The sequence below is a fragment of the Enterococcus sp. DIV0756 genome (assembly GCF_051710745.1).
Lineage (GTDB): Bacteria > Bacillota > Bacilli > Lactobacillales > Enterococcaceae > Enterococcus_A.
The window spans coordinates 1,462,070-1,487,540 of sequence record NZ_JBIOLF010000001.1; the positions used below are offsets into that span (position 1 = coordinate 1,462,070).

A 25,471-nucleotide genomic window follows, 5' to 3' on the forward strand; every position below is an offset into this window, starting at 1 on the left:
ATTCCTCCAGAATGATTTTCTTCATTTTAGCATATTGACTCTCAACTTGGGTTGAGTGTTAAGCTGAAAAAAAGTTTTGAGGTGATGAAATGAAACACGTAATTTTCTATTTTTCAGGAACAGGTAATTGTTTACACGTGGCTAGAACGATTGCTAAAAAGATGGGAGGGACTCAGATTCTGCCAATGGCGAGTTTTCTGGAGCCCAAATTAGAGGGAGAATATGAAAGTATAGGCTTCGTCTATCCTACATATTTTCAAGGCCTTCCTGGCGTAGTAGAAGACTTTGTTCGACGTTTGGATGTATCCGACTGTAACTGTGCCTATTATTATGGAATTACAACATATGGTGAGCTACAGGGAAACGCGTTACCGCAATTAGCAACGCTATTAAGAGAAAAGGGTGCAATGCTCCATTATAGCTCGGGGTTAAAAATGTTCTCCAATTATGTTGTAATGTACAATTTGAGTAAAGAGGTTTCTAGTAAGACCGAGCAGGCAAACCTAGCGTTGCAGAACATCCTTTCTGAAATTCTTCAAAGAAAGCTAAAAAAGACAAGAAGAAGGATCCCCTTTTTGAACAGCTATCACGGTTGGCAAATCAAGCGCTCGAAATCCTTAGATCGTCATTATCAGGTAAATGATGCGTGTATTTCCTGCAACCTTTGTCAAAGAGTTTGTCCGGTTAATAATATCGAGATGGTCAAAGGCAAGCCAACGTTCCTAAACCACTGCGAGCAATGTGTGGCTTGCCTGCACTATTGTCCAAAAAAGGCAATCAATTATAAGGAAAAAACACAGACTCGAAGACGATATCACCATCCTGCTGTCTCAGCTAAACAATTAATTCAAAGTAATAAAACGGTTAAATACTAGACTATCCAAAAGAAAACGAGTCTCGAATTTGAGAATTGTTTTCTTTTTATTTTATGAACAATTTCATTGATTTTATCTAAAAAAAGAAGTGTGGTGAAAAAACTACAAAAAATATAATTATGTTATTGTATAAGGATGTATATCAAACTTATAATTCGTCTAATTCTTCTTAATAATAACATTTTCCATCTTCTATCCACTATGGTTTCAATCTTGATTATTGTTATTAAAATAGGTATTATTTTTATGAGGAGTCCCTCTGATAAATGAGAATCTCAAAATAAGAAAGGTGATGAAAGTGGCAGAACAAAAGAAAGCACAAGAGTTAAGTGAGAAGCAAATTGAGTATCAAAGAAGCTATTGTCGAAAAGTTTCAACTAGATACGAAGACTATAGTGAAGAGGCACTAAAATTTGTTTTTACCCCCTATAATCAACCCGATGTGTGGGAAGATGCCGCTAAGGTCTATCAACAATTAATTGTCGATTTTCTTCCATTAGATAAAAACGAAATTCCTGTTCTTTTCGTAGGAGCCAATGCTCAAAATAGAATCACTAGAAAAAGTAATGCCACAGGTTTCTTAGTAACCGATCATATGATCTATGTGAGAGAAGCAAGTCTGTTTAATGACTATCTCCCTAAGAAATATCCTTATCCTAAATCAATAACGGAAGCAATAAATGTTTTAGGCAAAGCGGTGAAATCCTTTGATTGGGATTACTTAAGCGACATTTTATCTGAAGAAGTGAAAAAAGAATTGATGCAATTGATGATCGAGGCAGTCACGGATATCCTAACAATCAAAGAAACGCTGAAAATTGTACACCTTGAATCCTTCAAATCAAAGGATGTGCAGGGAAGAATTGCTGATCTGGGTGTGCAAACAAATTCTTGCATAAAGATGGGAAATGACGAAAAGCATCAAAAGCACTTCCGAAAGGTCATGAAGAAATTCAACATTCCAGCAGCTGAAAAGATTTTATTTGCATTCACGGATTCGACACTTGTTGGACCTTATGGATTAGTGGTGACGGACCACTTCATCTTTTCAAAAGATACGCTGGAACAGCCAGTATCAACTAAACGCAGTGAATTGGAGCCGTGTTATCCAGTTAAGATTGTCGAGGATAGCATCATTCTAGGAACGAATACCGCACATATTTTACCTAGCAGTCTCAGTAAAACGGAAAAGGAGTCTGTTAGAACGATTCTGCAGGAGTTTATCAATGAAGAAATCACAGTTTGAGAAGGTGTTGGATAAAAAGGAGGTTTAGATGAAAAAGGTTGGTCTAGTATTATTTACGATTGTGACTATAGGTGTTTTGGCTGGATGTGACCAGGATAAAGAGCCGACGGAAAGCACTTCTAATTCATCAGAAGTTATCAGTAAAAGCTCAGAAACTCTGCCAAAATTCGAAGAGAACCAATTTGAAGTCGGAAAGAAACGATTTACCATCATTATTCCTGATTTCAATGTGATACCAGAAGGAGATATGGTGGATGCCAACGGGAATACTTGGTTGATTATGCAAAGCGAGAAATACGAAAACCTACTGATCCAATTATCGTTGCATAATAAAGCGTCTGAACAAACACCAGAGGATTATTCCCCAGAAGAATTAGGAGCGAAGATTACCAGCACGAAGTCGGTCAACTATCATGAGTTTTCACAAGAAGCTTTGCAAGAAACAGAGGATGAGAACGGACTGGTCTATCAATTCGATATAGATAAAATGGAAGGACAGCTGCTGTTTATTTCTGAGGAAAAGCTAAGCAAAAAGGAGAAGACCCTATTTGAAGCGATGATTAAGAGTATCAAGGTTGAAGATATTGACTAGTTAACACTACTACTCTGGAATCAGGAGGTTATAAAAAATGGAAATCTACATTCAGGAAATTATCAGCTATATGCAAGCATTTGCCTGCGAGGGATTGAAGGTTGAACAGGTGGCAGCGCATTTTGGGTATAGCAAATTTCATTTTAGTCGCGAATTTAAGAAGCTGACTGGCGTGACGCCCAATGAGTACCTATCTTCGATCAAAATAGAAAATGGGATTGATTCGCTGGTTCGGGGAGAGTCCGTCATCAATTCTCAATTGGATGCAGGGTATTCTAGCGCTGGCACATTTACGACCACCTTTACCAAGAATACGGGCTTGTCACCTAAAGCCTATGCGACTCAGGTCGATCAGTTGTATGAACTTGTGAAGCAACAGGAAATCGTCGACGAGGATAGCGATACACTGTTTTATCGAAATCCTAATTTTCCAGTTGCGGTTACTCCATATAAATTGACGATACATATTAGAATTCCTGGTGATTTTAAAGGCATTGTTTTTAGCGGTTTATTTTTGAGACCGAATCCGAATCATCAGCCTGTGATGGGCAGGTGCAGAGTCAAGGAATTCACGTATGATTTTTACCATTTACCAGCCGGGACCTACTATCCTATGGCCTGTGGTGTTAGAAAAAGCAAAAACCCCTTCAGCTATTTTCAATTGAGCAAAGCATTACGGGCTTGTGATGGACAAAAAATTACCTTTCCATTACAAAAGAACGAAGAACTAACGATTCAACTTAGAGAAAAAAGAGTCAGCGATCCACCATTGATTATTAATTTACCGAATATTTTAGCACACGGCATCAAACAACAAATGGCCAGAAATAGACGAAAAATCAAAAAAAGAGTACTGCAAAAGACCGCAAAGTAGAAGAAGTCTCGTTGGTTATTCTTTGTTAAGCTTAGTTTATCAAAGAAAAGGGAGCGATTTATGATGGAAAGAGTAGACTATTTGCAGGCGGTTATTGATTCACAAAGAAGTCCGATTGAAGTGTTTATGGGAATTCAGGAAAACAAAGAGGCCTTTGAAGTTGTTGACGTTCGAATCGGCGACCCAGAATTTTTAAAAGAAAAAATTGTTGGTGCGAAGGAAATTCCGTTAATCGCGTTAGAAGATCGATTAAGCGAATTAGACAAATCAAAACTGATCTATGTGGTGACCTGGAGCGCAGCATGTACATTGGCGAAGCAGGCGAGTATTCTTTTGCTTAACCACGGGTATCAGGTGCTAGAGATTGCCGGCGGAAACGAAGCGTGGAAGGCAACAGGATTGCCAATGCAGGAAGTCTAGGCGAGAAAAATGACATCAGGATTTTATCTAGCGGCTATCATAGGGACCTTTGGCTCGTTTATTGCTGGCTGTATCTGGTACACCGCAATAACTGGAAAAGTGTGGCAAAAAGAAATGGGATTTTCGGATGAAAAGATTCGTCAAATCTTCACTCCGAAACGAATGATTTTTGCCTTTATCAGTGAATGGATCGCGGCATTTTGTACGATCGGTATTTTCTTCAATCTCCCCGTCGATTTGATCTATAAACTATTGATGGTATCAGCAGTTGTGGTCTTTCAAGGAATCAAGCTTTCGATATTTGATGGGAAAAGCCTGAAGGTAATTGCTATAAACGAAGGCTATCGCATCATCAGTATACTTATTTTAGGCATCACGTTTGCCGTGTTTATGTAGCCAGACCTTCTAAAGGACACATTGTTCTTTAGAAGGTTGTTTCCATTTAAAAAAGGTACATAGTAATAGCAGAATCTAATGAAAAGGGTGTGGAACGAATGAGCATTTTAATCTATCTTTTAAAGACTTTTCTTTTTGGAGCTATTGCTTTTGTCACTTTATTTGTTCTTACACTTGCCATTGTGGTCTTCATCATTAATAAGATAGCTCAAAAAAAAGAAAAAACAAAGTTACAAAATGAAACACCGATAGAAAAAACGTGGAAAGAGACCCCAGAATTCATTGAAGCAATCAAAGAAATACTTCGACTACTTTCAAATAATGATCCTCAAGTATTAGAAGCAATCCAATTACTTAATCTAGAAACAAAGGGTACCTTTGCTCAGACTTATCTAGAAGAAATACATATGGAGAATCAGGATGATTATGACGGCTGGGACCTGATGATTTTCACTTTAGAAAAATTTGGCTATTTGTCTTACAATGATTGGAAATTTTTGATGGAGGATCTTGTTTTCAATCTCAAAACGAATTTGGAAAAAATGGCGATTGATCCGACGATTTTTGATACTTACCCTGACTTGGAAGAGGGAATCGAGCCTTCGAAATTCCTCGAACTCGCGAAATACTTACCATCGGGATACGTTTTGGCAACTCTAGATACTGGGGGCGATGACTATACCATGAATGTGGCGCCGATTGAGAATGTTCGAAAGGCAATAGAAATAAGCGAGAATATGGAGCTGCCTTTTGGGGTGAGGAGTATTGAGATGTATGGGGGACCCGAAAACTAGTTAAGTTTTAAGATTATTCGAATAACTAGAAATAGAGCTGTTTAGTAGTTAATAAGCGAAACAGCTCTGATTTTGTGCGTCTCTATTTTGTTTGAGAAACAAAATCTATAATCACATTCAAATGATTTTAAGTCTATAAGACATGCCCTCATATTCTTGATCGCTTAATAAAAAAAACCACTGAACAAAGTCAGTGGCAAGGGGGATGTATTCAACGAAGGTACTGGCTTTCATCGTTAAGAAAAGCTTTTGATAGAGATTCAATGGAATCATACATCCCCCTATAGATTATTCTAACACATTGATAATTAAAAAATAGTATTTTTGGTTTGGATGACGACTTTATCGATTTCTTTTTGACTATATGTTAGTTATATACTTTGTGTTTTTTTACCAAAAATGTTTCTAATTGTTTATTTCGCTTCGGTGAAAACCATATCCATCGTTATATCGAAAAGTTTCCTCACAAGAAAAATACTTTTTTTGATTAAAGATTCAAAAAGGTTGATTTGATAGCGTTTTAAAGCATAATAAGTTAGCTCAAAAATGTTCAATCTTTTTCATTCCGTCAAAATCGTTGGCAGCATAATAGTTACAACTATGGGGATTGGCAAGCTATTCTTGATCATAGTGTCCGCGATTTTGACAATACAATCTAATGGATTATTGTGAGTAGAAAAAAATTTTCCAGGTCGCTTTATTTAATACCATAGAGCTAGAAAGCACAGAAAAGGAAGAAAGCTGAGAACTACTGACAGGAATGCTAGAATAAATCAGTTATCTGGTCAGTAACGCTTGGAAGCTTTGCTTTCTTATCTCATCATAGTTCAATAATTGTTGCGACTGACGAATAGAAATTTTGGTGGTTAATCTCTTTGAAAAATCCTGTGTTAAATCCTTATTCTAGAAAGTCAGCAAAATACTAGTCCTAGAAACTATCCGACTAAATGACTACAATGAAAATACGCCCTTTGACCTATGACGAATCATGATTGATCTTGCATAATATAGACATAAGATAAAAACACATCGCGAGTGGAAAATAGGATTAGGAAAAGGGAGAGAATTAAAATGAAAAAAATGTTGACGAAATCAAATAATAATCGAGTATTTACAGGGACTCTAGCTGGTATCGCGGAGTATTTCGGGATTGATCCGACCATTGCACGTATCCTTTATGTTTTTGCTAGTCTTACCTTCATCGGCGCACCAGTTATCTTGTATATCGTAATGGCGCTGCTTATTCCATCAACGGAGGATAGCCGTTCCCATGCAAGCTTCTCAGAATTTGATGCTCAACCTAGGTAAGGGATAGGGTTTCTTCAAAATTAGTGATTAATCGGGTTGAATCGGTCCATGTGAGGTAGATAGAATAAAGTTAATCGAGAGCTTAAAACCACGAAAGTGATTTTGAGTTCTTTTTTGTATGGACAGGCTTTAAACAAATGATTTATAAGGTCAAAAATAGACATAAAATAACGGTTTATTCTTTATCAATTATTTGATCTATCTATTTTCAGTAGTTCTTAAAATACCGCTTGGAAAGAGAAAATGCTGAAAAACTTTATCGTATCTCGAAAAATAGTTATTTTGCTTTTTAAAAGCTAGTTCCCCGTTGGCTTTGTGGCTTGTGAATTGCCCTTTTGAACCAAAAAGTGGTTTGACATTCGGGCAGTTGTGGGATTATAGTCGAGGCGTGATCACAGATAAGGTGAAAATAAGGCTGTTCAATCAACGCTTGTCAGTTATTCGATCAAGCCTTCGTTGACTGAGAACAGCGCAATCAAATCAAACAAATTAAACCCAACAGGAGGTACACCATGGAAAAACCATTGTTTAGCCCGAATCAGATTTTTTCGCTAAAACGTAAAACGATTGAAAAACGAATGGAAAACTATTACACAGAAACACATGATGAGAAAGCAACGATCCAAATTCTGGTAGCGCTTCAAGTGCGAGATGAGCTTGGACAAGAGGATTTCTCCTTCTGCATGAAGGGACTCGTGCGGAGAATTCTTATGAAAAGCAAGACGTCTCGAACATTACGCCGCTATTATATTTATTTCAAAAATTATTTTTCTTCGAAGGAGTGGAAGGTGGTTAGTCTGCGACTATTTGCAGTCAAGACCTTCGTAAAAGAGAAAATTGAAAAACTTGTTAGTCAATTTATCAAAGAACCATTACAAGGCTTAGTGGGCTCATGAGCAGAAAGAGAAAATGTCTAAGGGGAAAGGAGGAGATACTATGACAGATATAGTCGCAAAATTTGAAAATAGCTTAGGTAGAAGGCATAAATTACGTGTGAAGGACGCGAATCCAGCGCTTGACCCAGAAGCAGTCAGAGCTTCTTTGGAAAAATTAACAACAGTCGATCTTTTTCGCAAAAAGGACGCCTGTCTATTTGATAAAGTGCTGAGTGCAAGCTATATCGAAACGATTGAAACCTACATTTTTGATGATTCGATCGATGAAGAGGTTTGTGAAGTTTGTATTGAAGAACCCACAAGCGTTGAAAAAACGGGAGAGTTGCGCGTACTGGCTCAACCAGAAATACCAGCAGCGCTTCCACCTCTGTCGATGACCGACTGGAATATCACGCTGATTGAAGAAGAAATGGTCGAGCCGACACTATTAAAACAAGTGTTGGAGTTGCCATCAAACGTAACGATGGAGCGTTTATCCGAAAAACAAAAACGTTCTTTAGTGACGTCAAAAATGCCAGAAGGCGGACAGCCTATCACGGCAAACATCTATAAAGAGAGCAACCGCATCCGTATTGAGCTATTAGCAGAGCTTAAGGAAGAGATAAAGGAGAAAGATAAATCCTCACCGCCGAAGGATAAACACAGGCGATGGCGGCTATTAGACCGCTTTAAGAAACGAAGGTAGAGAAAGTTGACTTGATGGCGCGATGAAGAACAAGCGACTCATTTCCGCGGGTGAGGAGTTGTTTCGTCACAAATAATCCTAGTCCGGACGTAGGTTTATTTGTGATGAAAAAACATCGTATGCTAATCGAGTTAGCATGCTACTAGCGCACTCATTTTATAAATATAGAAACCGTTCAATCACAACAAATTACTGACCTTTCCGACAAAAAATCTGGAGTATTGGTCAGGCTTCTTTCGTTTGAAGTTTTTCTTCCGCGCCTCTTTTCCTCTGTGTTAGTAAACAAAACGTGCGCGCAATTCTTATTTTTTATTTGGGAATTATTCCGTCTTTTTACGTATCTTATGTAAGAAGGATTTTGATAACCCATCATTGTCCATGCTATAATGTAGGCGACAAATGCCTTTCATTGTTGGAGAATGATCCTATCTGAAAGGCGGAAACCAATGCAAAAAATCTTACCTACCAACGATTTGTTATTTAAAAAAATGCTGACCTCCGAAGATTCCCAACACATCCTGAAAGCTTTTGTTAAAGACTTGTTAGGTATTGAATTCAAATCCCTACGACCAAAAGAAACCTACCACATCGACAGTTATAAAAGATCTCATCTTAAAGAAGTAAAGAAAATGGCGATTCTTCGAACGGAGGTAGATATTTTAGCAATATCTGAAGATGGTAGCCATGCAACGATTGAATGTCAGATTCAGCCTCATAAGTATTTTCATGAGCGTTCCTTATTTTACTTGTGTGAAGCCTACCGTTCTCCTTTTGGAACGATCCCTACGAACGAATCAGAGAAAAAGAATAACTTTTCTAGCCTACGTCCAGCTTATGGGATCAATATTGTCGATTTTCATTTATTTGATTCACAAGAGAATGCTATGCAGCTATTTCGTTTGATAAATGAAAAGACGTATCAGCCATTCTTAAATAAAGAAGGAAGAGAACTGTTGATATTAGGTTTCCTCAGTTTGAAAAATGAAAATTTAGACGGAACCAACGCGGCTTATCACTGGCAATATTTCCTAAAGACCGGAGAAGTTACAAACGATACCTCTGAATATATCAAGGAAGCAAAAAGAAAGACGGACTTCTTAACCTTAGAAAGCGAGGAAAAAGAAATGATCATGAATATCGAAAAAGCAAAAGCCATTTCTGATGCCGTATATGTAACCGCGATGGAAGAGGCTGAAGAAAAGGGAATGAAAATAGGTATGGAAAAAGGTATGGAAAGAGGTATGGAAAAGGCAAGTCGGAAAATAGCGATTAACTGCCTGAAGAATGGACTGACGATCGAACAAGTATCGGAAATTACAGATTTAGCCATCGAAGAAGTTAGGAAATTAACTGAGGAACAAGAGAAGTAGTTTCATTCCAAGCTTTTGCGTCGTCTCCGATCACAGTAGTTAACAGGTATATTTTTTGTTTTAATCAGCTAGGGACAATGATAGGAATAGAAAAGTGTTGAACTCTGATTCAGACTTTACTCCTATCAAATAGGTGAGTGCTGATGTGAAAGAAATGGGAGGGATTATTAATGGGAATCAATAATATTGCCAAACAAATGGTGAAGCAGTATCAGGTTGAAAAGATGACTGAAAAAACTTCTCAGCAGTATTCTCTTTTCATGAGTCACTTTAAAAATGAGGTTGAACTATGCGACAACCACAAGAAAATAATTAAAAAAACTGATGAATAAAATTTTTAGATTCTTTCAGATTCTCTTTGAACTAGTTTTACAAAAACAATGAGTCTTTTATCAGATATAAGTCATCAGTGCTCCTTCATATCGATCTCAATAATTAAAAATGGAGAGTTCAGCCTAAGTAGTGCTGAACTCTCTTTTTTACTGATTAAATAGCTCGAAATAATCTAAAGATAAAATGGATATTGAATAAAATAGACTTTCAGTGTATAATATATTTTACATAGAGTAAAATGAAACATACACAAAGTCTAATTTGTTAATCTTAAAGAAAGGAGAGTTTCCATGTCTTATCATAGTAAAAGAATTCTCGGTTCGATCGTTTTAGGATGTTGTTTGGCAGTTGCTTATGTAGTCTATGTTTTTAGATTAAATCCGCAGCTTTCGACAGATTTAAGTAGATGGGCGAGAGTCGTCTTAGTGTTCATTGGTATCGGTATCATTGGTGCGATTATTTCACATATTATCGGGGTAATCCTTTATACAATAAAGGTTTCAGTAACGGATAGTGAATTAAGCGAAAAGGATGTCGATCGTGTTGTTGAGTCTTCACTTTTTGAAGATGAGATGGATAAGTTAATTGGTTTGCGAGCATCACGTGTTGGCTATTATTTATCAGGATTTGGAGCAATCGTTGGGATTGCGATCTTAGCTTTCGGAATGGTTCCCTTTGTAGCGGTCCATATTATGCTTGCGGGTTTTTTCCTTGGTAATTTAGTTGAGGGGATCATGTGTATCTATTTATACGAAAAAGGTGTGCAGCATGGCTAAAAAAATAAAAATCACAAATAATATTCGCAAACTTCGCTTCTTCGCAAATGAGATGACCCAATTAGAGCTAGCGGAAAAAGCAGGTGCATCAAGACAAACGATCATCGCACTAGAGGCAGGAAAGTATACGCCATCATTGGAAATGGCCTTTCGAATTGCGGATGTTTTCAACGTAGAAATCGGTGAGGTTTTTCAACGTGAGGTGAATGAAAATGAATAGCAGAGAATGGTTATTATGTCCGAACTGTAAGAAGAAGACACGGGTTCAAATATGTGAGGATACACTTTTAAGGAACTTCCCCCTCTTTTGTCCGAAGTGCAAGCAAGAAACGATGATTGATGTCATACAAAAAAATATCATACTAGCAAGAGAGCCAATCGTGAAAACGTAGAGCCGGTAATTTGTGAGAATACTCCTCATAGATTATCGGCTCATTTTATTTTGCAGAACTCATTTTAGGAGGAACCAGTATGCGAACAGTAATCAAAGAGAAATATGGTGACTATCAAGTATTAAAACTCAAGGAGCGTCCAATACCTGTACCCAATGAAAAGCAAGTATTGATCAAAGTACGAGCGTCAACGATTAATGCTTATGATGTTCATCTAGTGAAAGGTGATCCATTTCCAGTGCGAATGACAGCTGGTCTATGTCGACCTAAAAATAATCAATTAGGGTGTGACTTGGCTGGAGTAATTGAGAATATTGGAAGTAAGGTCACGAAATTCAAAAAGGGTGACGAAGTATTTACTTGTCTAGCCGACGGTAATGGAGACGATGCTTATTCTGACTATGTATGCGTGAATGAAGAGCTGCTGACTTTAAAACCTCGGGGAATTTCTCATGAGGAAGCTGCAACGATTCCCATGGCTGGATTAACCGCGCTACAAAGTGTTCGTGATTTCGGAAAGATTCAACCGGGTCAAAAGGTCTTGATAAATGGAGCAACTGGAGGAGTAGGAAGTTTCGCTGTTCAAATTGCGAAGTTATTTGGTGGAATAGTCACTGCAGTTTGCAGAACAGAGAAAGAGGAATTTGCCTATTCTATTGGAGCAGACTATTTCATTGACTACACTAAAGAAAATCTCATTACTAGTAGAGAAAAATATGACCTGATCATTGATGTTGTAGGTAATCACGCATTTTCTGAATACAAAAAAGTTCTCAATGAAAAGGGAACATGCGTAATGGTTGGTTTTTCTTCCATATCACATATGATAAAGGTTGGCTGGGACATCTTCCGAACAAGAAATAAGCAACAGAAAATTGTGTTGTCGTTCGCGAAAAATTCCCAAGTCGAGGATCTTGAATTTTTAGCAGAAAAAATGAATGATAAAAAAATCAACGCAATCATTGATCAAACTTTTTCTTTAAGTGATATCCAGCAAGCTTTTCAATACTTTGAAGCAGAGCATTTAAACGGAAAAGTAGTGATTTCCGAATGATAGGAGAGGTAAATTTGAAATAATTATCTAAAAGAATTCAAATTGTCGGATTTTAGATGCCACTTTGAACTTCTTGTAGATACTGTTTTAAAGAAAGACCTAGAAACAATCATACTAAATGACTACAACAAAAATACGCCCTTTGACCTATGACGAATCGTGACCGATCTTGCATACTATAGACATAAGATAAAAACACATCGCGAGTGGAAAAAGTAGGAGTTCATCAGTTTGGTCGAATTCCTTCATCTATCAATCAAAAAAAGGATTAGGAAAAGGGAGAGAATCAAAATGAAAAAAATGTTGACGAAATCAAGTAGTAATAGAGTATTTACAGGGACTTTAGCTGGTATCGCTGAGTACTTCGGAATTGATCCGACCATTGCACGTATCTTATATGTTTTCGCCAGTCTAACTTTCATTGGCGCACCAATCATCTTGTATATCGTTATGTCACTACTTATTCCATCAGCAGAAACTAGTAACTATCAAACAGAGTATTCAGATTGCGGTGCATAAACCTAGAATATAGGTGGAAGAATATTGAATAATAGTTTCGTTTGTTCTCAGTTGATGAGAAACGATTGGGCAAATGTCTCGTTATGAAGACATGGGGCACGGATTATTGAACAGGATAATTTTAATAAAATATAGTAAATAGAAAAGAGCTAAAAAGCTAAAAAGCGAACCTTATTATAGAGGGTTTGTTTTTTAGCTCTTTTTTCGGATAGAAGCAGAAAGATTCATCGTATATGCTTATATTTTTCTCTGAAAGGTTTTAAATTAAGATTCGAAGATAAAAAATGGGTATAAATTAAAATTAATTTTAAATAACTCTAATAATTTACTGAATAATATTATAGAATATAAAGAGATTAATATATTTAGGGGAATTACATATATGGTGTATTTAAGTGGCTATGATTATGTTTATCATTTTAAGAATCTTGGTTTTTTGATAATCAATCTTGTGATTTTACAAATCATGTTTTACGTGCCATTTCAGGTTTTTTATAAAGACAAAATGAATTGGAAATTTATAATCAGCGTATTCTTTTTTCTATTTTTCTATTTTTTGATTTATATGGATTATTTGGAACGTTTTTTTGCGGGAATGAAAATGGTTAACTACTATTTAATCATCCTTGCGATTTTAATTATTTATTCGATGTTTAACTATTTTTTGAATGGAAAGGATATAGGATTTCAGTTCTATTTGTTTTCATATAGTTTGTTTATGATGCTTTGGTTTTTAGTTGCACAATATAGCACCTTTTGGCTATACGACAGAGTTCAGATGGGTTCTTTTTTCACATTTTATGGTATCAATTTATCTGGAGCTTATTTGTTTATTCAGGCGTATAGGGGATTAAAAAAAAGAGTTCATCCTACTAAGAAAAGGAATCTTTTTATCGGTTGTTTCTATTATGTTGTTTTGCTAACACTTAATCTAAAGGAAATAATGTTATTCTCCTTCAAGAAAAATTTTATCATGATCGTCGCGAAAAAAGGACATCTTGCCAGTAGTATCATCAATCGTTTTTCTAATCGGATTCGTCATTTATATTGGGACATGGATTTTCATGTCTTTTCGATTGTACTTTTTATCGTTGTTTCTTGTATTCCTGCAATTATTGTTATTCAACTATTAGTAAAAAAGCAGCAGGATAAAGAAATCATCAGTCTACAATCAAAACGGGAAGACGAATTAAAAAAATACATACAAATGATTGAATCCATCAATCAAGAAACGCGTCAGCTTCAGCATGATATCAAGAACGTTCTGAGCTCGTTGGGCATGTACATCTATCAAGAACAAGTAAATATCGTATCCATGCGAAATTACTATGATCAAGTGAATCAGGATTTTGGGTTACGTCGGATTACGAAAATTCCAAATGGAAAATTAACCCATCTGAAAAATCCCGAAATCCTCGGTCTGGTCCTAGATAAATTGATGAGAGCCAAAGAACTAGATATTCAGTTGAACTTAGAAATCGAAGAAGCCATTGCTTTTCCATCAAAAGGCTTGGTTCCAATTGTACGAATCCTTGCGATTCTTCTGGATAATGCCTTGGAAGAAAGTCAGAAGTATCCAGGAGCTGTAGTTCGATTGGCATTTGTTTCGGTGGGTGAAAATCAACTTTTGACCATGGTGGAAAATTACACGATGAATTCGAATTTTATTGGACAGTATTTAGCAGGAACGATTCAGAGTGACAAGGGCGAAGGTCGCGGTCAAGGATTAAGCATTATCCAATCTTTGATAAAGGAGAATAAACAATTAAACCTAGATTGTAAGCAAGCCGATCAGCTGGTATTGTTTTCGTTTTTAGTAGATGGGAAGGGATAAAACATGGTAAGAATTTATATTTGTGAAGACAATCAGAGGCATCTTGAAGAAATCAAACGTCATGTTGGGTACTTTGCGTCCTTTTCAGAATGGAATATGCAGATTGCAACAGCCTCAGTTTTTCCAGAGGATATTCTCGATCAGCTAGTGGTGGATCACGAGCCGAATATTTATATTTTTGATGTGGATTTGAAAGGTACAAGTTCGATTGATGGATTTCATCTTGGAAAAAAAATCAGAGAAGTAGATCCACATGGCTATCTTATTTATCTAACGAGTCATATTGAACTATCTTATTTAACGTTCCAATTCCATGTGAAGGCAATCGATTATATTGAGAAAAACGGTATTGAAGATTGGCATGGCCGACTAACGAACTGTTTGAAAGAAATTGAGAAGCAATTGGGGACCATTAAAAGAAACCGTGAAAAGAAGGTTCTCAAATTAATAACCTTCTCAGGACCAACAAACTTCTACATGGAAGAAATTATCGCATTCGAGGCAATTCCAGATCATAAGCTGATCCTGTATCTGCAAAATGAAAAGACGACGATTTTGCAAAAATCGCTGGAGCAATTGGAAAGTGAGTTGGGAGAGGCGTTCTTCCGCTGTCATCGCAGCTTTCTAATTAATCAGAAGCGAATTCAACGGATCGAGGTCGATTTTTCCTCGGTCATTATGGAGAATCAAATGATTGTTCCAATTGCTTATCGCAAACGCAAGCTGTTAAAGGAGCAAAGTAGGATTTGTTCCTAATAAAATGAAAGAAGCTGTTTCTTGGGTAGTGCTCAAGAAACAGCTTCTTTTTTGCGCTCAGGATTCCTAAACGCAAAAATGAGCGCAAAATTTGTGCGCTTAGGATTAATTTCGATGCGGTCAAGGAAAATAAGACTAATTAAATGAAAATAATTTTAATATATAAACTATAGAAGGACAAAAAAATTCCTATTCCTTTATAGAATAGGAAATTAAAATTAAAATTTACAAAATAAAAATTTGAAAAGGTTATTACAAGATTATTTTAGATTATAGGGGTTCTAAATGCAATCCTTTTTATTAAAAAAAATTAAACTTTTTTAGAAAAAAGAATAATAACGTCTCGTATTTATTGTTTGGAGCAAAGTGCAGGATTGAAACTTTGATTTATTCACATTTTTAACCTTTATTCTACGTCGTCAAAATAACCGTCAAATTTTAGGAGGTCCTTATATATGAAAAGAAAGGGAGAAAACATCTACCGAAGAAAGGATGGCAGATGGGAAGGCCGCTATATCAAAGAACGAAAAAGCGACGGAAAAATTCGTTACGGCTATGTGTATAGTCGGAATTTTCAAGAGGTAAAGAAAAAACTCTTCTTATATAAGATGCAATACAAGGAGAATTATCTAGTTCAAGAAAAGAGAAACTCACGGTCAATGACCTTACAAGATTGGTCGATTCACTGGTTGGCGAAGCAGGAAAAACGGGTAAAGCCCAATACGTCGATCAGCTATGAAAGTAAATTGAAGAACCATCTATTACCTTCTATTGGACAGTATGAACTAGAAGAGTTAACCGGTACGAAGCTACAGGAGTTGGTGAATCAGCTAAGTCGCTCGCTAAGTATTTCTTCCTTAAGAGCGGTATTCAGAGTTTTACGAACTTGTTTGAACGATGCGGTTAAGGAAGACCTTCTTCCCACGAATCCCTTGGATCAGGTGACATATCCATCAGAAGGACGGAGTGAAGTCAAAGCGTTCTCCGTTGAAGAACAAGAAAGAATCCTTGAAGCTATTACAGAAGAAAAGTATTTACCGATCCTGACCGCTATGTATACCGGCTTACGAATTGGTGAGATTGCTGGTCTGACTTGGAACGATATCGACTGGAAGGAAAAAGTTCTCTATGTGAGAAACAATGCCCAGCGGGTACGAACGAAAAAAAAGACGCAGCATTCAGAATTGGTGATCATGTCACCAAAGACCACACTCTCACAACGGGTCATTCCATTGAGCGAGTCCTTAGTGGAGAAGCTGTGGGCGCTACATGAAGTAAGCAACTCAAGCTTTGTTTTCTCAAACAAACAAGGACCGCTTGATCCGCGTACCATTCGGAATCGTTTCAAAAAGGTCAAAGAAATCGCGCAGGTATCCGATTTACCCTTCCACGCGCTTCGCCATACCTTCGCTACTCGTTGTATCGAAAATGGCGTGACGGTTACAACGGTTAGTGCGCTGTTAGGGCACAAGTCAATCAAGATGACACTGGATATTTACACTAGCAGCTTTATTAGTGAGAAGCGTGAAGCGATTTCAAAAATCGGTTAAATAAAACTCAAAGTCGTCAGCTTGCCGTCAAATGGCGCAAAAAACTAGACGAGTCAAGGGCAGACAAAAATTTCCTATTCTATAAAGGAATAGGAAGAAAATCTTATTTACAACTAAAAACTATATCATAAGGCCCTTATTTTTTCCAAGGTATCACCCTGAGCAATCAGGATAGATATAAATATAAAAAACAAAAGGAGAGAGAAAGAAATGAGTAAGAAAAAGATTATGGCAGGATTGTTTTGTACATCAATGCTAGGCGCGATGTTGGTAGGTCCGTCAGTTTCTCTGGCTGCCCCTGCTCCAATGGATGGTACATCAACAGGATCAGTTGAGTTTAAGGAGAAGACCATTCCAAATACAGATAGTTCTATTGGCGTTCTAGAAGTACCAACTGAGTTCAATTTCGCAAAAACAGAAGTTGCCGGGACTATACCTACAAGTGAAACGGTAATTGATTTAGATCCAACTGTTGAATCTGCTCCTGGTGCAAATCCAGCGACTAAGCGGATTGTTGTTGCCGATGTTCGTGGTGAGCATAAGGATGGATGGAAATTAACAGGAAAGATTTCTTCTGAATTGACTTACACACCTAGTGGAGGAGGAACACCAAAAACCTTGCTTGGTGCATCAATTAGAATGAAGCAAGATCTTAATTATTTACCCAATGCATTTGATGATCCACAAGACTTAGCTACGATGGTACCTTCAGCTTCATTCAATGCTGATATGCTAAAACATGCACCTGATGTAGTAACTGGTTCTATTCATTCTTCAACAACAAATGACATTGTAGAAATTAAAAATGTTGATAGTCCGGTATTACTGGCTTCTGGAGAAACTACAAGTGGAGCGCAAGATGGACGTGGTGAAGGTGCCTGGGCAGGTGAATTTACAGATATTAAATTAGCTATTCCAGCTGATCCAATGAAAAATGTTATGAAAAATGAAAAATACAGTGGTGTTATCACTTGGACAATGACTGATTCTGCTACTTAATAACTGATCGTTTAAAGGGTTGCGAGATCGCTCTCCAACCCTTTTGTCAAAAGGAGTGTTTCCCATGAATAAATATAAAGTCAAAGTCATACCAATTCTTTTCCTTTCCGGAGTTCTATTGCTACTCTTTAATCTGTTATTTCCGTTATCTGTTCTAGCGAATGAGGATGTTCAGCAAGCGGCAGGTTTTACCGTTAAAACAAAAATACCTGAGAATCAAATTGACACGAGAATCAATTATTTTTATTTACATGTAAACCCTGGTGATGAGCAAACCTTAGAAGTAGAGATCAGCAACAATACGGATAAAAAACAAAGCTATAAAGTCCAAGCGAATCAGGCGGTTACAAATAGTAATGCTTTAGTAGTTTATGACCAACCTGATGTTCCTGTGGATAAAAGTCTGGCTGTTTCTATTCCTGATATAGCAAAAGTAGAAGAAAAGAAAGTAACAGTGGATGCGAAAAGTAAGGGGACTGCTAGAATCCATTTAAAAATTCCACAAGAACCAGCGATCAATGGGATATTACTTGGAGGAATCCATATTTCTTTAATGGAATCGGATGATGCTGAATCAAAAGGAACTAGTGTAAGTAGTACTTACGGCTATGCTATCGGTTTAATAGTAACTGAAACACCGGAATCACCATTATATGGTGAAACAGGAGTAGAGCTAAAAAGTGTAGAGCCTGTTCTTGATTACGGAAGCAAGGTTTTACAAGCGAATATTCTTAATCCGAATCCAGAGATTATGAAGGATGTTTCTGCAAGTGGGTCAATTAGTAAAAAAGGCAGGAACGATAAGGTAGCGAGTTCTTCTTTAAAGGATGGAAAAATTGCACCGAATTCTGTACTACCTTTCCAAATTGATTGGGGAAAACAGGATGTAGAAGCAGGAACCTATGTTTTCAACGGACAATTAAAAACCGAGAACCAGAGCTGGAAATTCCAAAAAGAATTTACGATTTCCAAGGAAACAGCAGATAAATTGAACAAAGAGAGTGCCTTCAAATTAGTGGTTCCTCAGTGGTGGACGACGACTTTTTATATCATGTGTGTACTAACAGTTTTACTGTTTATTCTTTTGACAGGACGAATGGTTATCCAAAAAAGGAGAGGATAATGTATGAAAAAAATAGGCATACTCCTTTTGGTAATTATCATGACGTATGTCCCGACTGAGTTAGCAGAAGCAGCACAAAGTGATCAATCACAAACAAAGTTCGGTGTAACTTTTGTTGAAAATAAAGATGACGGTGGAACCGCAATTCCTGGCGGTTCATCAGGAGATAATACTATCTACCCAAGTTCAAGTTCATCATTCGGAAAAGACCTAAGATTGCCGAGCACAGGTAGCATATTAAACGGAGGAATTACTCTATTAGGGATTTGTTGCTTGTGGCTGATGTTCCTTCTCTGGTTATTAAAGAAACGAGAGGAGGATGAACATGTGGAAGAAGTTTCGTAAAGTAGCAAAAGTATTATTTTTTCTCTTACTTTTGATTATTGCTTCAAACATTGGAATTAAAAGTGCTCACGGAGTTACTCACACTCAAACAATTCCTTCTAGAAAACTAATAATTGAGGTGCTTGATCGGAATGGAGATCCTTTTACTGATGGACTTACAATGCCCGCAGCAAGAATGCAGTCAGGTACTTCAATTCCTTCGACGTGGTCAGGTTCGTACTATAACTATAGCTATACTAGCTTAGGTACTGATAATGCAAGTGTTTCCGAAATAGGCGATGGAAAGTTTGAAATTACGACACCTGCTAAAACACTCTCGGTTAATGATCAACCTGCCTATGCCTGGCAAGGAGCAAATGGACAAGTATACCATGCCGTGCCACAAGCATTAATGGGATTTGACTCTTTAAGATTAAATAGTTCAAATGAGTTGAATTATGTAAAGAATTTTACAACTAATCCACCCACTGGATTAGGTAGTCGATCACTTTACACTGCTTATACTTATCAATATGATGGGAAAACTTCTTCATCCAAAGTAGATAGAATTCATAGTGGTAGAAAATTGACCAATAAGAGTTTTAATTTGGCGGATGGTAGTATTCAGATTCCATCCAATGGAGGACAAGTCAGCTCAACATATTTTGGACTTGCTGTTTTGAGTTCGGTTTATAGTTACAATTCTAACGGGGCTATAACAGGAACTTTAGGATGGGGTAGAGGAGTATATGGCCTTCAAGGAGAAAAGCTAGTTTTTTATCCGAATTATCAGCAAATTACGGAAATTTTTGAGAACGAAAGTAAAACAGCGATAGTTGCTCCTACTGGTTTCACTCAAAGTAAAAAGACTGATATGACTTCAAGAGATTTTGTCTATACCATGGAGAATACTGACAATTTACCTAAGTTTTATACAAATACTGCTGGAACAATTGGTTACACCTATAAGGGCTGGTATCGAGGTGCGACAAAACCTACAAATTTAAATGAAGAATTTCCGCCTGAGATTTCCTTTAATCCAGATGGAGTGGATGCTGATGACACTGTGCACATAGTGTATAGTCAAGCTTCGACTGCAAACTTAACTGAGCAATTTCGTGATAGAAATGGGAAAGTGATAGAAGCAAGTTGGGATAAAGCATCACGTAAAGTTCCTATGGGAGTTTATACGACAACTCCTGAAGAAAACAAAACTGACACTCAAGGGCGCAAATGGGAGTATTACGGTTGGCGTGTTGGAACTACAGGCACAATTCAAACAACGCCGGTGAGTCAAAATTTAGCCGCAAATTCAAACACCACAATCCAATACATTTATCAGGAACCTAAAACAACGGGTGATCTCAGTCTAACGATTGAACCAGAAGTGATAGATAATGAGGGTGATACGACTCTGGTTGCTATTCTTAAGAACATTGGGACTAGTGATATGAAAGAGTTGAAAATAAAATTTTCCGATAAATGGATGCTTACTAATGGATCAATAAGCGGTATTTATTCTCCTTCATTTATTTTTGTAACCGTTGAAGGAGAAGCGCAGAAAAAAATAGGAACGAATCAAAGTAACTTTACGATTGGACAGCCTTTGACAGACATTGTCATTCCAGCAGGAAAAGAAGCACGAATTGAAATTCCAATTCGTGGTAGGGGGAACCCACTAGAAATGCTACAGGCGGGAATAGAAGTTACTGGTAATTTGATTGATGACGAAGGAAATGACACTACGTTAAAAGCATCTAACGTTGTTCGCATCGATGATCCTGAAGCACCGACAATTGATGGTGAAGGGGATGCGGGTTTCGTCAATATCTTTAAGAATCTGAATTTTGGAACCACCAGCTATAGTCCAAGTGCGCAAACGAAAGCTTTAGATATGACGAGCTCACCTTATCTGCGTTTTTACAATATGGATGATTTGCAGCCGCAATGGAGTTTACAAGCTAAATTAGATGAGTTTAAAACAACGGGTAATAAGACCCTACCAACAACAACATCCATTTCATTTAAGGATTTTCAATTGTATGACATCAATGATTACAAGAAGACGAGCGAAAATATAAGTGTGAATGGTGCGGCAATTTCAGAGTTTGTATTGCCGTCAGATGGGAATACAGTGGAAGTTACCAATCGAGGAAATAAAGGCTATTACGAAATTAAGACTGGACCGAGTAATGTGCAACTGAATATACCAGCATTTGCTGGATTATCTGGCGAAGCTTACTCAAGTACATTGACGTGGACATTATCAACAGGACCGTAGGGAGGGGAATATTTTGTATAACTATGTTTGGTTTTCTTTAGGGGTAGGCGTCTTCATTTTGATTAGTGGGATGTTCCTTTTATTGAAGGATTCATCTTTAATCGATAAGTTCAATCGAACTGCTGCAACAAAAGTGAACAAATTAGTGTTTGTTTCTCCAAATATTCTCTATTTATTACTGGGCATTGGCTGGTTAGCATTAGGAGTGTTTCTATATCTAGCATTCCAACAGCAATTGTCGAATAGATAAGTCGCCGCAATCAAAGGGAAAGTAAAGTATGTAGAGCGATTGCACTTGCTGTAATCGCTCTTTTTTTAAGATTCAATCTAAAGTCATTCAAAATGAGTTAGAAATCTTATCTAGAGAAGAGTGATTCATTGAGGATTATTTAATCTCAAAGTACATAGACTGCTTATCAAAAAATATTTAGCAGTTCTTGGCAGTGGATAGTGAATTTCCCTGTCTGAGTTTATCGCAATTCGTGTCATTGAAGTAATGAGAAAGAAGGGGAATGAAATGAAAAATATTTTACTCTTAACCAAGTCTTTAATTAGCGAACAATCACTTGAACAACAGCTCCAACAGCTGGACTGTGAAGTGTATGTCTCGAAACGGGTATTAGAGAGCTGCCTGTACGATGAGGTGGATCTGAATCTGCTTCAGAGCTTTGAAATCATCATGATCAGTGAAACCGTTAGTAATAACGAACTCACATGGTTGTTGCCAGCAATTACGGAGTCCCAAAGCTTCATTATCCGCAAATCAGATAGTTATTTGACCGAAGAGGAAAAGAAAGATTGGAATAAAAAAGGTGTCTTTAGTTGGATCAAAACTGAGAACTCTTTAGAAGAACTGAGAGAATCTATTGATGATGTGATGTCCATGAAGAACGCCGCAAATCGAACCTCCAATATTATCTCTATCAGAAGAATCAAAGAAAAGCGAAACTTTAGCTCCTTGATCCTGACGCATAAAGAACGGAAATTATTATTGTTGCTATTTCAAGCTAATGGACAGACGATCTCTCGTGAAGACTTAAGTCAAAAATTATGGGATCAAGCACCTTGTAATTCAACGATGACGCAGTTATCTACTTTGACCCATCGTTTGAAGATCAAATTAGCAGAACAAGGAATCTACGGCGATATTCTCCAAACGGTTTGGGGTGTTGGCTATCGATTGTTGGATGATTTTTATGATCAGGTGAACGCGGATGAAGTGTATGCAGAAATGTAAGCAACTAGAGGGAGAGAATTATGAAGAAAATTCTAGGCGGACTATCCGTTATTCTATTAATCGGGATAACGTTACGATTGATCACCGGACAACAATTACGAGCAGATGATGAGGTCGTGCAAACCACCGATTCTTCCATCACCAGTGTGGAATCGCAGCCTTCAAGTGAACAAGCCGCTATACCAGAAGAACAGGAAGCAGAGCCGACTGAGGAGATTCCGGTGATTCCTGAGAATGAAACGAGTACTCCTGTGGAAGAGTCCATTTCAGAGGAGTCTAACTCTTCAGAAATTTCCAGTGATTCTTCTTCTGAGGAGTCAGTGGAATCCAGTACCAGCAGTTCGAGTGACACGAGTGAAAGTAGTACAACGATGACCAGCTCAACGTCGTCATCCAGCAGCACCTCCACAAGTAACAGTAGCTCCAGTACGTCGTTATCCAGTACGACGATTAGCAGCACGACAGCCAGTAGTTCCTCAACAACACCTAGTTCGACGGGTACTACAACAACTACAACAAGGACCGGCAATACAGAGCCAACGTACAGTAATTCGATTGAACCAACGATTCCAAAGAGGAAAACGACTGTCGTGAGTCCGAATCCAACGGGTTCGATCTACTCAGGGCTTAATGACTTCTCGAATACAGCGACTTTGGGGTTGGATCAGTCCTATAAGACCGACTTTGCTGATTCGGAATTAAAGGGTTTTGAATTGCCGTTATTGAATTCCTTTGAGGACAAACGTCACGCGGCGCTAATCTATGAAGCAATCAAACAGCTCAGTGCAGAACAGGAAGAGACGTTGACGAATGAGGGATTTATTTCGGGGATTTATAAACGAGTGCTCCAACAAGACCTAAAAACTCTTACTGAACAGGAACTGGCAGAGGACCAGCTAGTCGCTGGGGATGTGTTGTATTTCAAAAAAGAAGAACAAACGGTTTGTGCCGGAATCTATCTCGGTGATGGCTATCTATTATCTGTGAGGGATCCTTCAGAGGAAAATGAGGAAGAGGAGGACACACACAAATCCTCAGAAACAGAGAAAGAAGAAGTCAAAAAGACTGAAAAACAAAAGAAGCGTACAAAAGTGTCTTCGAGTAATAAGGGTAGTACCCCAACAGATGATTCTGTCGAAAAAGAAGATACAACCAAAAAATCTGACGAGAAAAAAACTGAAGAGGAAGAATCTAAAGAAAGCCAAGAAAACGATCAATTAGTTGTCCAACAAACCAGTGATCGTGATGCCAAGGGCAAGTGGCTGGTCTTACGTGAAACAACGAACGAACTAACCACCTATGGGCAGGAATTATTAAAGGAATATCCGGCATCTTTGGACTTCAAAGCCAGCGCACAGACACAAAAATTTGTGGAAACGATTGGTGAGGATGCGCAAAAGCTGGGGCAAGAATACGATGTCTTTGCCTCGGTAATGATCGCCCAAGCGATTTTGGAAAGCGGCTCAGGAACCAGCGGACTTTCGGTCGCTCCTTATTACAATCTCTTTGGGATTAAGGGCAGCTATAAAGGCAATGCCGTTAACATGTCCACCCAAGAAGATGGTGGCAGCGGCAATATGTATACGATCCAGTCGGCCTTTCGTGCTTATCCAAACTATGCTGCATCTTTAGGCGATTATGTAGAACTCATTCGCGGCGGGATCAGCGGTTCAGAGAATTATTACTCAGATGTTTGGCGTTCCAATGCCAAAAACTATTTACGCGCTTCTGAAAAACTAACCGGAAAATATGCGACGGATACCTCGTATCACCGCAAGCTGGCTTCCTTGATTTCTGTTTACCATCTGACCCAATACGATAAGCAACAGGTTCAAGCGGAAACACCGCTAAACGGTTCAGGCACAGAGTCAGGTGTTTTTATCAAAGGCAAGAACGAGATTCCAGCAGAATATGCCAAGTTAATGAAATACAAAGACTACAATGGCGTGAATTATAACACATCCGGCTCTTATCCAGTCGGGCAATGTACCTGGTATGCCTTTAACCGCGTCGCCCAATTAGGCAAACAGGTGGATGACTTTATGGGTAACGGCGGCGAGTGGGCAACCAAGGGGCGTGCATTAGGCTATGAGGTCAGTTCGACACCGAAGGCAGGTCGATTGATTTCCTTCACACCAGGAGTTGCCGGCTCTGATCCTAGATACGGGCATGTGGCCTTTGTCGAAGCGGTGGGGCCGAATGGCATCTTGATCTCAGAAGGCAATGTCTATGGTGGTACCGTAATTTCGTATCGTGTGATTTCCAATGATCTCGCCTTATCAAACCTTGTGTCTTATGTGATACCAAAATAGAAAAGAATGAGCGCGCATGAAGAAAATTGTCGTATTCAGTATCCCTGTCCTTGTCTTTCTTTTTTCAGTTTTAATGGTTCAAACATACAAAATTCATCCAGTAAGTGGAACCTCCATGGAAGAGAAGCTGCATGACGGGGATCATGTTCTAGTCAATAAACGAAGTGCCATCAAACGCTACGACGTGGTGGGCTTCTCCTTAGATGGCGAGTCCGACCTTTATGTGAAACGAGTGATTGGGATGCCAGGAGATCAGATCTTGGTGTCTCATCAAACGATGATCATCAGTCTAAATAAGATAGGAGATTTTTCAACGACTTATCGGGTGAAGCTTTCTAAAGCGACAGCGGAGAAAATGAAAAGTATGAAACAAATCCCAAAAAATCAGTATTTTTTGATAGGGGATCATTTGGATGTTTCTAATGACAGTCGAGCCTTCGGTCTTGTTTCAAAATCTCTGATTGAAGGGAAAACTGAAATTCGGTTATTTCCAATTAATCGGATTGGCACCATTAGTTAGTAGAG

At 38.0% G+C, this 25,471-nt stretch carries 28 protein-coding genes and 1 pseudogene; 28 read left to right on the plus strand and 1 reads right to left on the minus strand.

Features of this window, described 5'->3' with window-relative positions:
- Window positions 1–89 precede the first annotated feature (89 nt).
- From IGI44_RS07085 to IGI44_RS07115, 7 genes are all read left to right on the plus strand, one after another.
- Window positions 90–875, plus strand: a complete 786-nt coding sequence (locus IGI44_RS07085) for an EFR1 family ferrodoxin (RefSeq protein WP_438787078.1) — start codon at window positions 90–92, stop codon at window positions 873–875.
- 298 nt (window positions 876–1,173) lie between these two features.
- Window positions 1,174–2,121 carry a hypothetical protein gene (locus IGI44_RS07090; RefSeq protein ID WP_438787079.1) on the plus strand — a complete coding sequence of 316 codons (948 nt, stop codon included), beginning with the start codon at window positions 1,174–1,176 and terminating at the stop codon, window positions 2,119–2,121.
- 28 nt (window positions 2,122–2,149) lie between these two features.
- A complete protein-coding gene (locus IGI44_RS07095) occupies window positions 2,150–2,713 on the plus strand; it encodes a hypothetical protein (RefSeq protein ID WP_438787080.1) in 564 nt (187 codons plus the stop codon).
- 37 nt (window positions 2,714–2,750) lie between these two features.
- Complete coding sequence (locus tag IGI44_RS07100; RefSeq protein WP_438787081.1) at window positions 2,751–3,587, plus strand: AraC family transcriptional regulator; 837 nt, start codon at window positions 2,751–2,753, stop codon at window positions 3,585–3,587.
- Between the two features lie 60 nt (window positions 3,588–3,647).
- Window positions 3,648–4,007, plus strand: a complete 360-nt coding sequence (locus tag IGI44_RS07105; RefSeq protein ID WP_438787082.1) for a rhodanese-like domain-containing protein — start codon at window positions 3,648–3,650, stop codon at window positions 4,005–4,007.
- A 9-nt stretch (window positions 4,008–4,016) separates the two neighbouring features.
- The gene (locus IGI44_RS07110; protein ID WP_438787083.1) at window positions 4,017–4,403 is read left to right on the plus strand and encodes a DUF1761 domain-containing protein; all 387 of its coding nucleotides are present in this window, start codon (window positions 4,017–4,019) and stop codon (window positions 4,401–4,403) included.
- Window positions 4,404–4,501: 98 nt separating this feature from the next.
- Window positions 4,502–5,197 carry a DUF6630 family protein gene (locus tag IGI44_RS07115; protein WP_438787084.1) on the plus strand — a complete coding sequence of 232 codons (696 nt, stop codon included), beginning with the start codon at window positions 4,502–4,504 and terminating at the stop codon, window positions 5,195–5,197.
- Window positions 5,198–5,314: 117 nt separating this feature from the next.
- Here the strand turns inward: IGI44_RS07115 and IGI44_RS07120 are convergent, their stop codons facing one another.
- Window positions 5,315–5,470 carry a hypothetical protein gene (locus IGI44_RS07120; protein WP_438787085.1) on the minus strand — a complete coding sequence of 52 codons (156 nt, stop codon included), beginning with the start codon at window positions 5,468–5,470 and terminating at the stop codon, window positions 5,315–5,317.
- Window positions 5,471–6,268: 798 nt separating this feature from the next.
- Between IGI44_RS07120 and IGI44_RS07125 the strand changes: the two genes are divergently transcribed.
- The 21 genes and pseudogenes from IGI44_RS07125 to lepB all read left to right on the plus strand — a co-directional run bounded on the left by IGI44_RS07125 (window position 6,269) and on the right by lepB (window position 25,466).
- Window positions 6,269–6,505: a PspC domain-containing protein gene (locus IGI44_RS07125; RefSeq protein ID WP_438787086.1), complete on the plus strand. Its 237-nt coding sequence runs from the start codon at window positions 6,269–6,271 to the stop codon at window positions 6,503–6,505.
- Window positions 6,506–7,017: 512 nt separating this feature from the next.
- On the plus strand, window positions 7,018–7,401 hold the full coding sequence (locus IGI44_RS07130) for a hypothetical protein (protein WP_438787087.1): 384 nt from the start codon (window positions 7,018–7,020) through the stop codon (window positions 7,399–7,401).
- A 40-nt stretch (window positions 7,402–7,441) separates the two neighbouring features.
- Window positions 7,442–8,086 (plus strand): DUF2922 domain-containing protein, encoded by a 645-nt coding sequence (locus IGI44_RS07135; protein ID WP_438787088.1) that lies wholly within the window; start codon window positions 7,442–7,444, stop codon window positions 8,084–8,086.
- A 446-nt stretch (window positions 8,087–8,532) separates the two neighbouring features.
- Entirely contained in the window at window positions 8,533–9,456 is a 924-nt protein-coding gene (locus IGI44_RS07140) for an Rpn family recombination-promoting nuclease/putative transposase (protein ID WP_438787089.1), read from the plus strand.
- A gap of 170 nt (window positions 9,457–9,626) precedes the next feature.
- The gene (locus IGI44_RS07145) at window positions 9,627–9,788 is read left to right on the plus strand and encodes a hypothetical protein (RefSeq protein WP_438787090.1); all 162 of its coding nucleotides are present in this window, start codon (window positions 9,627–9,629) and stop codon (window positions 9,786–9,788) included.
- Window positions 9,789–10,079: 291 nt separating this feature from the next.
- Complete coding sequence (locus IGI44_RS07150) at window positions 10,080–10,565, plus strand: hypothetical protein (RefSeq protein WP_438787091.1); 486 nt, start codon at window positions 10,080–10,082, stop codon at window positions 10,563–10,565.
- On the plus strand, window positions 10,558–10,785 hold the full coding sequence (locus IGI44_RS07155) for a helix-turn-helix transcriptional regulator (protein ID WP_438787092.1): 228 nt from the start codon (window positions 10,558–10,560) through the stop codon (window positions 10,783–10,785). Before IGI44_RS07150 ends, IGI44_RS07155 begins: the two co-directional genes overlap by 8 nt.
- Window positions 10,778–10,957: a cysteine-rich KTR domain-containing protein gene (locus tag IGI44_RS07160; protein ID WP_438787093.1), complete on the plus strand. Its 180-nt coding sequence runs from the start codon at window positions 10,778–10,780 to the stop codon at window positions 10,955–10,957. Before IGI44_RS07155 ends, IGI44_RS07160 begins: the two co-directional genes overlap by 8 nt.
- Before the next feature lie 79 nt (window positions 10,958–11,036).
- Window positions 11,037–12,011: an NAD(P)-dependent alcohol dehydrogenase gene (locus tag IGI44_RS07165; RefSeq protein WP_438787094.1), complete on the plus strand. Its 975-nt coding sequence runs from the start codon at window positions 11,037–11,039 to the stop codon at window positions 12,009–12,011.
- 291 nt (window positions 12,012–12,302) lie between these two features.
- Window positions 12,303–12,494, plus strand: a pseudogene (locus IGI44_RS07170) (PspC domain-containing protein); the annotation flags it as partial.
- A gap of 1,009 nt (window positions 12,495–13,503) precedes the next feature.
- Window positions 13,504–14,364, plus strand: a complete 861-nt coding sequence (locus IGI44_RS07175; protein ID WP_438787095.1) for a GHKL domain-containing protein — start codon at window positions 13,504–13,506, stop codon at window positions 14,362–14,364.
- Window positions 14,365–14,367: 3 nt separating this feature from the next.
- Complete coding sequence (locus IGI44_RS07180) at window positions 14,368–15,120, plus strand: LytR/AlgR family response regulator transcription factor (RefSeq protein ID WP_438787096.1); 753 nt, start codon at window positions 14,368–14,370, stop codon at window positions 15,118–15,120.
- A 455-nt stretch (window positions 15,121–15,575) separates the two neighbouring features.
- The gene (locus IGI44_RS07185) at window positions 15,576–16,670 is read left to right on the plus strand and encodes a tyrosine-type recombinase/integrase (RefSeq protein ID WP_438787097.1); all 1,095 of its coding nucleotides are present in this window, start codon (window positions 15,576–15,578) and stop codon (window positions 16,668–16,670) included.
- Between the two features lie 210 nt (window positions 16,671–16,880).
- Window positions 16,881–17,669: a WxL domain-containing protein gene (locus tag IGI44_RS07190; protein ID WP_438787098.1), complete on the plus strand. Its 789-nt coding sequence runs from the start codon at window positions 16,881–16,883 to the stop codon at window positions 17,667–17,669.
- A gap of 64 nt (window positions 17,670–17,733) precedes the next feature.
- Window positions 17,734–18,792 carry a DUF916 and DUF3324 domain-containing protein gene (locus IGI44_RS07195; RefSeq protein WP_438787099.1) on the plus strand — a complete coding sequence of 353 codons (1,059 nt, stop codon included), beginning with the start codon at window positions 17,734–17,736 and terminating at the stop codon, window positions 18,790–18,792.
- A gap of 3 nt (window positions 18,793–18,795) precedes the next feature.
- Window positions 18,796–19,137 carry an LPXTG cell wall anchor domain-containing protein gene (locus IGI44_RS07200; RefSeq protein WP_438787100.1) on the plus strand — a complete coding sequence of 114 codons (342 nt, stop codon included), beginning with the start codon at window positions 18,796–18,798 and terminating at the stop codon, window positions 19,135–19,137.
- A complete protein-coding gene (locus IGI44_RS07205) occupies window positions 19,118–21,397 on the plus strand; it encodes a WxL domain-containing protein (protein ID WP_438787101.1) in 2,280 nt (759 codons plus the stop codon). The genes IGI44_RS07200 and IGI44_RS07205 overlap by 20 nt, the downstream gene beginning before the upstream one ends.
- Window positions 21,398–21,410: 13 nt before the next feature.
- Window positions 21,411–21,647 (plus strand): hypothetical protein, encoded by a 237-nt coding sequence (locus tag IGI44_RS07210; RefSeq protein WP_438787102.1) that lies wholly within the window; start codon window positions 21,411–21,413, stop codon window positions 21,645–21,647.
- A 267-nt stretch (window positions 21,648–21,914) separates the two neighbouring features.
- Entirely contained in the window at window positions 21,915–22,634 is a 720-nt protein-coding gene (locus IGI44_RS07215) for a winged helix-turn-helix domain-containing protein (protein WP_438787103.1), read from the plus strand.
- Between the two features lie 20 nt (window positions 22,635–22,654).
- Window positions 22,655–24,946, plus strand: coding sequence for a glucosaminidase domain-containing protein (locus IGI44_RS07220; RefSeq protein ID WP_438787104.1), 2,292 nt, complete (start codon window positions 22,655–22,657; stop codon window positions 24,944–24,946).
- Between the two features lie 16 nt (window positions 24,947–24,962).
- The gene (lepB, locus tag IGI44_RS07225; protein ID WP_438787105.1) at window positions 24,963–25,466 is read left to right on the plus strand and encodes a signal peptidase I; all 504 of its coding nucleotides are present in this window, start codon (window positions 24,963–24,965) and stop codon (window positions 25,464–25,466) included.
- Window positions 25,467–25,471: the final 5 nt, after the last annotated feature.